The sequence below is a fragment of the Paenibacillus sp. MAH-35 genome, from assembly GCF_058135425.1.
Map to the genome: position 1 here is coordinate 1 of NZ_JBYUPU010000028.1, position 12,836 is coordinate 12,836.

General features: G+C 46.1%; 8 protein-coding genes. 6 read left to right on the top strand and 2 right to left on the bottom strand.

Features of this window, described 5'->3' with window-relative positions:
• Positions 1-125, top strand: a 125-nt coding sequence (locus AC3Y2E_RS23880) for a winged helix-turn-helix domain-containing protein (protein ID WP_379214987.1), incomplete at its 5' end; no start/stop codon positions are given.
• Between the two features lie 190 nt (positions 126-315).
• Here the strand turns inward: AC3Y2E_RS23880 and AC3Y2E_RS23885 are convergent.
• Entirely contained in the window at positions 316-4,071 is a 3,756-nt protein-coding gene (locus AC3Y2E_RS23885) for an S-layer homology domain-containing protein (RefSeq protein ID WP_379214856.1), read from the bottom strand.
• Between the two features lie 546 nt (positions 4,072-4,617).
• Here AC3Y2E_RS23885 and AC3Y2E_RS23890 point away from each other — a divergent pair.
• The 5 genes from AC3Y2E_RS23890 to AC3Y2E_RS23910 all read left to right on the top strand — a co-directional run bounded on the left by AC3Y2E_RS23890 (position 4,618) and on the right by AC3Y2E_RS23910 (position 11,106).
• Positions 4,618-6,723, top strand: a complete 2,106-nt coding sequence (locus AC3Y2E_RS23890) for an MMPL family transporter (RefSeq protein ID WP_379214859.1) — start codon at positions 4,618-4,620, stop codon at positions 6,721-6,723.
• Positions 6,724-6,774: 51 nt separating this feature from the next.
• Positions 6,775-7,449 carry a response regulator transcription factor gene (locus AC3Y2E_RS23895; protein WP_190927436.1) on the top strand — a complete coding sequence of 225 codons (675 nt, stop codon included), beginning with the start codon at positions 6,775-6,777 and terminating at the stop codon, positions 7,447-7,449.
• On the top strand, positions 7,446-8,819 hold the full coding sequence (locus AC3Y2E_RS23900; protein ID WP_379214861.1) for a sensor histidine kinase: 1,374 nt from the start codon (positions 7,446-7,448) through the stop codon (positions 8,817-8,819). Before AC3Y2E_RS23895 ends, AC3Y2E_RS23900 begins: the two co-directional genes overlap by 4 nt.
• Positions 8,820-8,843: 24 nt before the next feature.
• On the top strand, positions 8,844-9,242 hold the full coding sequence (locus tag AC3Y2E_RS23905; RefSeq protein WP_379214863.1) for a hypothetical protein: 399 nt from the start codon (positions 8,844-8,846) through the stop codon (positions 9,240-9,242).
• A 697-nt stretch (positions 9,243-9,939) separates the two neighbouring features.
• Positions 9,940-11,106 carry a DUF4317 domain-containing protein gene (locus AC3Y2E_RS23910; protein WP_379214865.1) on the top strand — a complete coding sequence of 389 codons (1,167 nt, stop codon included), beginning with the start codon at positions 9,940-9,942 and terminating at the stop codon, positions 11,104-11,106.
• Between the two features lie 194 nt (positions 11,107-11,300).
• On the opposite strand, the gene AC3Y2E_RS23915 is transcribed toward AC3Y2E_RS23910, so the two are convergent.
• Entirely contained in the window at positions 11,301-12,743 is a 1,443-nt protein-coding gene (locus AC3Y2E_RS23915; protein WP_379214867.1) for an extracellular solute-binding protein, read from the bottom strand.
• Between the last annotated feature and the right edge of the window lie 93 nt (positions 12,744-12,836).

Below are 12,836 nucleotides of genomic sequence, written 5' to 3' on the forward strand. Positions count from 1 at the left end.
CGAGAACGGTCGCCGTACACATCAGTAATTTGCGCAAAAAAATCGAGGCTGACCCTGCCAATCCGGAGAGAATCATTACGATTCGGGGAGCCGGATATATGCTGGTTGCCAGAACTGCGTTGTAAGCGCGAACTTAGCGTTAAGGTTGGTATTTTGACAACGACTGCCGCTAACACAATACAGCGATTGTCATCCCAATCAAACCTAAAGATCGAAAAGAGGGGCAGGCTGAGCGAGACGATGAACTTCTTACGATCACACAGATGGTAGCAAAAAAAAGAAAGCCCCCGATGGAATCGGAGGCTGACAGGCGGGCTATTCCAGGATAGTGACGTCGTCTATAATAAATTCCTTGGATAAGAACGTCACTATAATTCTCGTGCTGCCCGGTTTGAGCGCCGTAAGGAAGCCATTGGCATCGATTGTGGCTAAGTCCGGATCTTCAATTTCAATCGTCGCCAAAGTGGTCGCGTCTTCCCTCGATTCGTCGTCAAAGTCCGCGAAGACTAAGAGGTTAGTTGTCGCCCCTACTCTCAGCGGGTTTGAAGACAACCAGGCGTCGATGGACACCAATTGACGCGATGCCGTCACCATTACCGGCACGTTCTTTGTTAAGCCGCCATAGGTGACGACGATGTTCGTGGTTCCGTTTGCGACCGCGGTCACGACGCCTGTATGACTGACCGTCGCAACGCTCGGGTCGGTGCTCGCATATTGCGCCACTCCGGTTACGTTGAGCGATGTGTGGTCATTGAAGCCCGCCGTAATGACGAGCGCATATGTCGCACCAGCTGCCGTCAACGTAACATTGGCCGGATTGGATGTCAGAAGCGTCAAGGTCGGGGCAAGCGGTGCGATCGTCACCGTCACCGGCACGTTCTTCGTTAAGCCGCCATAGGTGACGGCGATGTTCGTGGTTCCGTTTGCGACCGCTGTCACGACGCCGGTATTACTGACCGTCGCAACGCTCGGGTCGTTGCTCGCATATTGCGCCACTCCGGTTACGTTGAGCGATGTGTGGTCATTGAAGCCCGCCGTAATGACGAGCGCCTCTGTCGCACCGGCTGCCGTCAACGTAACATTGACCGGATCGGATGACAGCTGCGTCAAGGTCGGGGCAGACGGCGCGATCGTACCCGTATATTGCTTAGTTACTGTTGCCGGAGGCGTTGCCGAATCCGTCGCGCTGATCGTAAAGTCATACGCGCCGCTCACGGTTGGAGTTCCGGTAATTGCTCCCGAGCTTGAATCCAAAGTCAGCCCCGCAGGCAGTGTTCCATTCGTCACTGCATAAGTAACGGCTCCCGTTCCTCCAGACAGCTTCGCTACGGTGCCGGTATAGAGTTGTCCTTTAGTCAAAGGTGAAATCGAGTCTGGCAAAACGATGGGCATCGCGACCGTATATTCAAATGTCGCAACCGAGCTATTCTCCGAGCCAGGCTGAACGGCGATGGCTTTGATCGTTGTACGGCTCGTAATGATTATCGGTCCCGTATACGGCGTGCTGGACGTGGTCGGCGTGCTGCCATCTGTCGTATAGTAGATTGTTGCGCCAGCCGTTGCGCTAAGTGCTACTTGCGTACCTGACACGACGGCTCCGCTAGCAGGGTTGGCTGTCGGTGTCGCGAGAATCTGTACTGGCGAGTTGCCGACATAGAAAGTGTGGTCGGCGGTTCCATGACCTATATCTAGCGTGAAGGTATAAGGGCCTTCCGGACCATCATTACCTAACGTGAGGGGCAGCGATAAAGTACCGGGCTCACCGGCAGGTGCTGCGGCGAGCGATCCGGCGGAGATCCCAGCCTGATTATCACCAATGATAGTAATTTCACCAATGTACGGTGGTAAGGGATATAGCATCAGATCGCCGTATAGATCATACAAATCGAAGTTTATATGGTAAGTATGCTTCCAGTTCGCTTGCGAGACTTCTTGCCCGTTTAGGCGAAGCGAACCTCTGAACGTTATATCTCTGGCGTACGTAGTCAGAAAGACTTGGAAATTTTTAGTGACTGTGACTTGGCTAGCCGTATCCCTCACTGTAATCGGAATTGACTTTAGCTCGGACACGGACGAAGTATCCACGACAACGATCTTACGATTGGAGTCAATTGTAGCAGGAACAGTACTGATTACTTCAAATCCGGACAGATTTGACATCGACTCGCCGTACTGATTTTTAGCATCCACCATAATGCCGATCTGAGTCCCTTTGGAAATTGTATCCCTACTCTTAACAAAAGAAATCATAACCACTCTCTCGTCAGATACATCTACATTCTTTGAACCTATGACTGCTGACGAATCGGTGTAGCTTGCGGTCACGGTGTATGTTCCGTCCGTCAATTTCTCAGCGAGGTTCAAGTAGACTTTCTCATTATCCGGGACGGCTTGAAAATCTATAGGAGAGCCATTCTTTGAGACGGATAGACGAATCGCTGCTGGATCGATGCTCCTATTGAACATCACTTCAAACTTCTTCGCGCCTACCGCCTTCGCATCCCGCATGGAGAGAGTCGTATCAGTATCAGTATTAGTATCAGTATTAGTATTAGTATTAGTATTAGTACTAGTATTAGACGTAGTATTAGTAGGCGGATTCGTAGAGCTAACGCCTGTATAAGTTGATCCGCTTGTTAATGGAAAGTTCCTCGTATTGCCGTCCCCATCGACTACACTCAACGTATTGTTCGACGAGCCAGGAGCAGTGGTAATGTTCCCGATCTCACCTTGACTCCCAATTGTGTTATTGTTCCCGAAAATAGTAACTTGACTTATGTTACCTATTATCGTGACATTCGCATCGTTCCCGGTAACATTAAGGTTATTGACATCGCCTGTTACACTCGTTTGGGAATTACTTCCGGTAACATTAAGCTGATTTAAGGCAGCTTGAATTGCAGCCCTCGCATCTGCTCCAACAGAAGCAGCGACTACAACTGGAGTCGTTATTGCCGCTGCTCCAACTCCTGCACTTGCTCCACCTGCTGCAGCTGTTGAAATTGTTGTAGTTGTTTCACTTGCTGCAGCAGGTGGAAGTGCAACTGCTAATACTTTTACTTCTTGCTTCTTAGCGATTTTTGGTGATACTGCTGCCTTCGCTTCTGCTGCAGTTATAGGTGTTATTGTCGTATTGGTGTACATCATAATATGATTTATTTTACTCTGGACATCTATCGCGACTTTAACATCACCAGATGGCTTATTCACTTCAACCTCGCCAAGATCCGATTCTACGATATAGATAGAATGCAAGCCTCCGCCGCGAATGAAAGTATCTCCGTCTACCTTAACGCCTAGAATCATGGCTTCGCCTTCGCCAATCTCCCCGCCAAAGGTTAGATTGCCTTTGATCGTCACGTTTCTTAGTAACACTCCGCTAGCGTTAAGAAGAACGTCGCCAACAATCGTCTCATGGCCAGTTTCAGGTCCGTACGCGCCTGCTTTATCATATACTACTGTGACTTTGACGCCCAACGCACGATCAAGCATGACGATCGCCTCGGCGCGAGTCATCATTTTATCGTATCCAAGCGTGCCGTTGTCATAACCGTTATATATCCCTTTAGCAACAGCTGCACCAATCATTGCCTTGCTCCAATCGGGAACTTGAGCGGCGTCTGTAAATTTGCTCAGATCGGCACTCGCGGAAGTGTCCAGCTTGAGCAGCTTAGCAATCATCACAGCCGCTTCCTGGCGTGTGACCTTATTGCCCGTTCTCATCGTGCCATCGTCATAGCCGCTAATAAACCCGGCATGCAAAGCGATTGCGACCTGCTCGTACTCCCAATTTTGCGGATCTACATCTTTAACGGTCACTTCTGACTTGTCATTCAACCCGAACGACCGGTTCATCAGAGCCATGAATTCTGCTCTTGTGATCGCTCCATCCGGCTTAAATGAGCCATCCCCATAACCATGAATAAGTCCTTTGCCGATCCAATCCGCCAGCTGTTTCTCCGCCCAATGCCCTTGGATATCTGACTTTGTACCCTCGCTTGCTGCGTAGGCAGCAGGGAGGGGCAAGCTCAGTAGCAACGCTAACAACAAACAGACTATTCGCCTTTTCATAGCGTTTTCCTCCTAAGTATGATGAATGATGTCGATTTTCAATTCTATCATGGTAGATTAGCCCATTAGTGAAACTTAAAGAAAACTTTAAGTTCGCGCTCTAGATTAAGCATGCCAAAGAAAAAGATCCCGCATACGTTGCATGTGGAGTGTCTAATATTGATAGTGCTGAAAGAATAGATGAGATGTGACAGTATTGCTCAAGCTAATAAACGATGAACCGTATTACAAAATAGTGGTAAAGGTGGAGAGTGGAGATGTCCATTAGTTTATCACTTAGTTGGTGAATAGAATTATTACAACAGCCGTGGATGTTGACCACGGCTGTTGATGTCTTAACCGTTAAATAAAGTTGTGGTTAAAGATATGGGTCTTCGATACAACCGGATTCGTGGGGCGGCGCATGCAGGTTTATTTAGAATTCGTAACAGCTTCAACTTAGTATATTTCAAAAAGTTTATTTTGAGTTTATATGAAAAGAATACAATGCAATACGTAGACTATAAGGTTCATTCGTATAGATGATTCCGAAATCAAGGAGGAATAATGAATACTCTATTAAAGTCAATAACAGATTGGGTTTCGACAAAGAGGGGCATGTGGATTACAATTATCGTTTGGCTTGTCCTCATGATTGGTTTAAGTGCTGGACCCAAATTAAGTGACTACAAAGTGACGAACTTTCAGTCATTACCTAACGAAGCACAATCCATCATTGCTAACGAAAAGCTCGAACAGTTTTTTCCAAACGATCAGGGTACACCTGGGATTCTCGTCTTTCATAATGAAAACGGGGAAATAAATGTGGACGAAGTAGCAGAAATAATGGATGCGATTCTAGCTGCTGATGTGGAGGGCATAGACGAAATCATTAATATTGCCAATCTGCCGCCTCAAGCGTTAGAATCTTTTAAATCAGAAGACAAATCAACAATGATTATTCCGATGACATTAGACGCCGCTGCTGACAGTCGTCAGATCGGCGAAACCGTTGATAAAGTTGCAGAGATCGGAAACCAAGCAGCGCAAGGATTTACTGATACCCTATTTCGAATAACAGGACCTGCTGGTATTGTGGGCGATACGTTAAAGCTCTTTGAGCAAGCGGATTTTGTGTTAATAATGGCAACGATCGGAATTATTTTATTGCTTCTAATCGTTATTTACCGTTCACCTTTATTAGCGCTCATTCCATTATTAGCAACAGCGATTGTATACCAAGTTACAAACCAGGTCATTGGCTTAATGGGGGCAGGGGGGTTAGAAATTAATAACTCGACAACCTCGATTATGAGTATTCTGCTGTTCGCAGCCGTTATTGACTATTCCCTATTCGTATTCTCGCGCTTCCGTGAGGAGTTGAATCATCACGAAAGCAAGTACGATGCTATGAAGCATGCTATGCGTGCTACAGGTAAGCCAGTATTCCTTGCAGGCGGTACTATATTCGCAGCCATGCTTGTTTTATTCTTTGCAAGTTTCCGTGATTACCAGAATTTTGCACCTATTTTCGGTACAACGATGGCAATTATAATGTTAGCATCGATCACACTATTACCAGCATTATTCACATTATTCGGTCGCAAAGCATTTTGGCCAAAGGTACCTAAGTTCGGTATATCCAAAGAAGCGAAGCATGGTTTCTGGGGCCCTGTGGCTAAGTTTGTAGTAAACAAGCCAGGATTATCAGGTGGACTTGTTGGGATTATTATGCTTGTGACAGCACTGAATGTATTTAACTTAAATTATGAGTTCGATACAGTGAAATCATTCCCGAAAGACTTACCATCTCGTGAAGGATATGAAATTGTTGAAGCCCAATATAAAAAAGGGGAATTAGCACCGACTTCGATCTTGGTAACAAGCGATAAAGCAATATCAGAAGATCAAATCAAAGCGCTTAGTTCGAGATTTATTGATGAGGATAACGTTGCGTCTGTTAGACTGATTGGTGTAACTGAGGATAGTACCGCTCTAAAATATAGCATGACGCTTGATTTTAATCCTTATTCGGTAGAAGCGATCGATTTGATCAAAGAGCTAATTAATGGTAGCGAAGACTTGTTAGCGGATGTTAACATATCTGGAGAAATTCATTATGGTGGTGTTACACCGAAATTAGTTGATGAACGTGGTGTAAATAACCGCGATATATGGTTGATCGTTGTACTTGAAACGTTACTAATACTCGTATTATTGTTCGTATTGACCAAATCGGTTAGAATGTCAGCTTACATGATGGCTACGATTCTGATTTCATTCGTATCTGCATTAGGACTCGGTATATTCCTAATTGATGTATTATTCGGGTACGATGCGGTAAGTACGCGTGTTCCTGTGTATGCCTTTATTTTCTTAGTCGCTCTTGGCATCGACTATAATATTATTCTAGTGTCACGATTCTTAGAGGAACGTAAAGTACGTAAAGTGAAGGAATCATTAGAAGTTGCAATTCGTAACACGGGTGGTGTCATTTCATCGGCTGGTTTAATATTAGCGTCAACGTTCGCAGCATTAATGACGATGCCCATCGCAGATTTGTTCGTTTTCGGTTTCATCGTTGCCATCGGTATTCTGATGGATACCTTCTTAGTTCGTGGTATGCTGTTACCAGCGGTAATCTTATTCTTCGAGAAGGATAAGGATAAGTAATCTGACAAATGCAGAGACTATGTATACAGCCTCTGCATGGGGGGGATTCAGCTGAGAATCATTGTAATTGATGATGACAAAAACATCTTAGAACTTGTAAGCATTCATCTAGCACGCCAAGGATACTTAGTGCTAAAAGCAAATAACGCAGCAGAAGCATTAGATATTCTGGAGAAGGAAGTACCTGATTTGGCAGTCGTTGACGTTATGATGCCCGGTATGGATGGCATTGAATTAACTAAAATCTTAAGTCAAGACTACGGTATTCCTGTTCTCCTCCTAACAGCAAGAGGCGAACTAGAGGACAAAACAAAAGGATTCCTAGCGGGATCGGAAGATTATGTGGTGAAACCGTTCGAACCGAAGGAATTACTATTTCGCATCGCAGTCATATTAAGAAGGTATGAAAAGGAATATCAATCGATCATTCAAATAGGTAACGTAACCATTAACCGTAAAATATTTGAAGTGTCGACGGGTGAGCGTTCCGTTATCATGCCGTTAAAGGAATTTGAATTACTCGCTTTATTGGCAAGTCGTTCGAATCATGTCGTTGAGCGGAGCACGATTATGGAGCAAATTTGGGGGCATGACTATGAAGGTGATGATCATACGTTGAATACTCATATGATGCGAGTTCGCGAACGTCTAACTCATCTTCGTGCTAACATCGAAATCAGAACGACTCGTGGTGTTGGCTATAAGCTAGAGGTTCATAATTCGTGAAAACACTTTATCGGCAATTTTTCGTCACCACTATTTTCATTATATTGTTGAGTACGATTGTCGCCTTCTTCTTGGCGAATATGTACTATTATCAGGTTACTGAGGAGCTCAATGATCAGAAGCATGTAGCAATTGCTCAAGAAATTACTAGGTTTATTGAAACGAATGAAAATGTTAATATGGAGCATTATTTATCTTCGCTTGGTCAGGTCGGCTATCAGTTCTACGTTGCAAGCGAATCGGGCTATTCCCATTTTTTTGGGAGTGAGTTTGAAGTAAAAGATTTACTGGAATCAACGAAGTTATCTGTATTTAATGGGAACATCTATCACGGAATGAAAGACTTCCCGAGCTACATCTTTATGAGCGGAATGTTTGCTAATGAGCTTGAAAACACAGTGGGTCTGCCGTTTAAATACGAAGGCGAGAACTTTGGATTATTCCTGCGACCGAATATTGATCTGCTGGTTACAGAAGTGCATATCATTTTTGCTGGAATGATTGTATCGATGGCTGTCATTAGTCTTCTTGCGATGCTCATCGTAGCCAAGCGGCTTATTCGCCCGATTACGCAGCTCACGGAAGCGACGAAGCAAATTTCGCAGGAAAAATACAATCATATGCTTGAGATTGATCGAAGAGACGAGATTGGACAGCTTGCCGAGAGCTTTAATGAAATGACGAAGCAATTACAGGAGAACGATCAGTCACGTAAAGAGTTCATTAGCAATGTGTCGCACGATTTTCAGTCTCCTCTTCTCAACATCCAAGGTTATGCGGATTTATTAAGGGCTCAGACGATTACAGAAGAAGAAAGATCAGCTTATTCTTTGGTCATCCAAACAGAAGCCAAACGACTATCGATTTTAACGAAACAGCTGTTGCTTCTTACTTCATTAGATCAGTCAAACCGTAGATTGAAGCGGGAGTCCTTCTCGTTGGATGTGCAGCTCAAAAGCTTGTCACAGAAATATCTATGGAGGATCCAAGAAAGAGGGATTGAGCTTTACTACAAAATATCTCCTGTACTTTATCAGGGTGATAAGAGCTTATTAGAGACGGTATGGGATAACTTATTTACTAATGCATTAAAATATAATAAACCGAATGGTTCCATACAAATCGAGAATGAAGATTGCGGTCCTTACGTGACCATTCAATTCAAAGATACCGGGATAGGTATTAAAGAAGACGAGCTTCCACATGTGTTCGATCGTTTCTACCGAGCAGATACTTCTAGAACGGAAGAAGGCACAGGTCTTGGTTTGACGATTGTTAAACAAATTATTGAATTACATGAGGGGAGCATTCAAGTGTCAAGTGAGCTTGACGTTGGAACTTGTGTATTGATTACATTGCCTAAGGAATGAACTTTGAAAAGGAGCGAGAACAACATGGCGTTTTACAGTAAATGGTTAATTCGCATTTCGGCAGTATATGCTTTGATTGGCGCAATGCTCGGATCGGATATAGCGGGGAGAAAAGACTATACAATGGTTCCGGGTCACGCCCATATTCTAGTTGTCGGATGGTTAACTCTTTTTGCATACGGTATTTTCTATTATGTATTTAAAGAGATCGGCATGAAAAAAACAGCTAAATTACATGCTTGGTCCAGTCTGATTGGTGGCGGACTTATGCCGCTCAGTATGCTTCTGTACTATAAGATGGAGAACACGTTTACAATGATTACGTTTATTACGTCAGCATCGATATTGTTGTTAGGCATCATTCTCTTCACCATCCTTTTATTTTTTGATAAAAAAATATTTCAAGATAAGAGCAATGTATAAAGTGGCCCCCCCGGTTCAAGAATTAATGAACTGGGGGGAATTCGCTCATGCTGCAATTGTCCGGCAACGTGCTCAATTGTGATTCAATTGTTGATTCTGCTTTGAAGAAGGCAAGGGTGAAAACGTCTCAGGCTAAAAGTGATTTACTAACGATTCAGAAGGATCTTAAATAATTACAACAAGAACAGATGGAGTTAGTTCGTCACTTGACCCGCAAAACGCTTGATGAGGAAACATTCAAAATGAGCAATGAAACATTAAAGTTCCGACATTCAGAAATTGGAAACAAGGGCAAAGGAACTGGAGGCGGTCATATCCCAAGAAGAGGATAACGAAGACATTATGAAGCAGTTCCAAGAGGAGATTAGTAGGTTTGCAAGTCTAGAAATCACAGACGAGGCAATGCTTCGTGAACTCTTTCAACGATTGATCGAACGGATTGAAATTGCAGTGGACGGCAGTATTACGATCCATTATAATCGATCCATTATAATTTCAAAAATCCGTTATTGCTAGGGGCTTAAGCTGCCCCCTAATATTTTATCTATATTAAGCACTCCACACATGTGGAGTGTGTGGCGGTGTTGGTTTGGAACGGAACTGAAGAGAAGTAACATTAACAGCCCTCCTAGCGAAGGGCTGTTATATCGTTTATACTGATAAAACCAATTTACTCTTAGGAGTTGTCTAGCGAATCATGATAAAGAAAGAAATCGCGCATATACGCAAGCAATTTAAGCTGGATCACGATATGATGACTATTGACGACATTCTCAACGTGTATATTATGAAGGATAGCAACGAGGTCTATCATTGGGAGCGCCAGGCGTTTGCTCTGGTGGATCGAGAGAAGCAGGAGCTGTATATGGGGAATTTCAAAAAACTGCTGACCGGAGAATTGGATCAGAAATTGTTCGAGTTGAAGTTTCAGGAGGAAGCAGAGGATCCAACGCGAGTGCTGCTTCACCAAGGTTTGGTGACAGGCGATCCTGAAGAATGGAAGGACCTGATGCTGCTGTTGGTGGATAAAATGTTGGTGGATGCCAAGTATGAACAGGATACAGTAGTCACGTTCATTCGTGGACAGTATTTCCGGCCGACCAAGGGCAGAAATGAAGAAGCCGAAGAGAGCGGGAAGGACGAACTGTTCGCGAATCCGTTCATTCTATGCAGCGTGAATTCCACGGAGAAGCAAAAGAAAACCCTCTTGTTCGATTATGTGGAGAGGGAATTTAAGTACAATGTCATTGTAGATCCGATTATCAAGTTAAGTTCGCCGGAGCACGGGTTCTTTTATCCTAGCGTGACGGATAACTATTCCGATGTGAACCGCATTCTGTATTGTACGGCAAAATCGAATTATCCGGATCAGCACTTCATCGAACAGGTCTTAAATGCCGAAAGATCCATGACGGCCATGGAAGAGAGGGCTATTTTCGAAGACATCGTGAAGGAAGTGGTGGGCGAACAACTCGACGTAGCCACTCTCGCACAGGTGTACGAGGAGATCCACCAGGTAATCGAAACCAACGAAGATGAGGAAGAACCCCCGAAGTTGGATTATAAAGAGGTGGAACGTGTGCTGACCGTAAGCGGCATAGAGAACGTGACGACGGAAAAAGTGGAACGCGCGTTTCAAACGATCGTCGACGATCGGAACTATGAAATGAAGGCAAGCAGCGTTATGCCGAAATTCACTTCAAAATCGATTAAGATCGATACAAAGGTAGCCTCGATTTCGGTCAGCCCGCAGGATTTAAAGTATGTGAGACAGGTGAATTATCAAGGGAAACGATGCATCCTGATTGAGATCGACGAAGATGCCGTAATCGAAGGATTTACGCTCAGTACAGAGACGTTATAGACTCAGTTGACAGCGTTGGTTCATGCGGTTGCAGCCTTTGAATAGGTCGGCGCAGAGGAGACGTTCTCCGCTTCTTCAACGACATTTCCCCAGCCGTAATCGTCTCCAAGAATAGAGACCCAGCCCGGCGGACGTTGCGAAGCGGCAGAGCGTGATTAGAGTTTACGAAGCTTAATCATTTTGATATCCGATCTCTACCCACCCAACCCATCCAAAAACTCCCCAACCCGCTTCTCCGTCGATTCCCGCGTCTCGATCCCCATCAAGTAAGAAGCAAAGATCGACTGCAGGCGGCTCTTCTGCTCCTGGCTCATGTGCAGGTCGGTGAGCAAGCTGTAGCTCGTCTCCAGTTCCTTGAAGAGTCTGTAATTGTCCGGGCGGTAGATGCCGGCTCCGCCAGCCTCGTTATCTTGCTGCTCGTCCTCTTGCGGTTCGTCGTCTTGCTGCTCAGCCGCTTGCCGCAGGGCCGGGATGCTGTAGGTGCGGGTGCGCATGTAACGCTGGGTGGCCTCTGAGGTCAGGTGCCGGATGAACAGCTCGGCCGCTTCAGTGTTCGGGGTGTGCCGATTGATGGCGAAGCCGATCGAGAGCAGCAGCGTCTTCGGCGCGTTCACGTAAGGCAGCGGGGCGAGATCGAATTCGACCGATGTGCCGCGCAGCTTGTTCAGGTTGAAGTAGGTGGTCATGATGACCGATATTTTCTGCTCGGCGAACAGGCGCTCGACGTGGATGTCGTGCTCGGACAGCAAGAGCGAGAACAGGCGCTGGCGGTGGACCAGGTCGTAGCAGCTCTGGATGCTGTCCATCAGCCGGGCCGTTTGTTCCTCCCGGTGCCGGGGGTCCAGCTCCCCAAACGTCAAGCCGCTTTGCAGCATAAAGACCGGCCAGCGGTTATCCGTCACCGGGTAGAAGTAAAAGCCGAGCTTGCCGCTGTCGCCCTGCTCCAACTGATGGAGCAACTCCATAAACCGGCTCCACGTCCATTCCCGGGGCGGGGCGGTCCAGTCGAGTTCTGCGAAGTGCCGCTTGTTATAAGCCATCACCACCGGCGAGAAGATGACCGGCTGCACGTACAGCTCCCCTTCGTAGGTAAAAGGAGGGGTCAAATAGTCGTAGATTCCTTCCGCCGGACGCAGCGGCAGCAAGTAGCTGCCGATAGGAGCAAGCTTCTCGGCCAACTGGCCGAAGTTGATATAGTTCATCGCGATCACGTCGACGATGTTGTTCTCCAGATAATAGGTCGCGACCTCGAGATAATCGTAAAATTGCAGCGGGATGAGCCGTACCTGAATGTGCGGATGGTGTGCTTCGAATTGCCCGATCAACGCAGGGAGATCCATATCGGTTGCCATCGAAGGATAATACCCGACGGATAAAGTAACCGGCTGCTGCCCGCCGGGGAGCGCTCTCACCCGAATCCCGACCCGCGGAATCCGTTCGACCAGCCCGTCCTGGACGAGCTGCTCCAGCCCTTTTTGCACCGAATTGACACTGAGCTGGTATTGCTTGCTGAGCTGCGGGATCGCCGGAAGGTAGGCGTCCGGCTCCAGCTGTCCGCTCTCGATCTGCTGCCGCAGGCTATCCACCATATCTTTCAATCGATCCCGAAAGGTCGATCGGCTAGGTTTGCTTGACAATGGGGAACCTCTTTTCCGGGAAAATCTGGTCTCGTCCTCCGATCATACCGAACGAAACTGCCAGTTGACAAGCACCGGGTCCTGTCATAAAAT

Excerpts from the sequence above, each read along its gene's own strand:
- AC3Y2E_RS23905 (WP_379214863.1), top strand. The coding sequence starts at position 8,844 with ATGGCGTTTTACAGTAAATGGTTAATTCGCATTTCGGCAGTATATGCT.
- AC3Y2E_RS23885 (WP_379214856.1), bottom strand. The coding sequence starts at position 4,071 with ATGAAAAGGCGAATAGTCTGTTTGTTGTTAGCGTTGCTACTGAGCTTG.
- AC3Y2E_RS23890 (WP_379214859.1), top strand. The coding sequence starts at position 4,618 with ATGAATACTCTATTAAAGTCAATAACAGATTGGGTTTCGACAAAGAGG.
- AC3Y2E_RS23910 (WP_379214865.1), top strand. The coding sequence starts at position 9,940 with ATGATAAAGAAAGAAATCGCGCATATACGCAAGCAATTTAAGCTGGAT.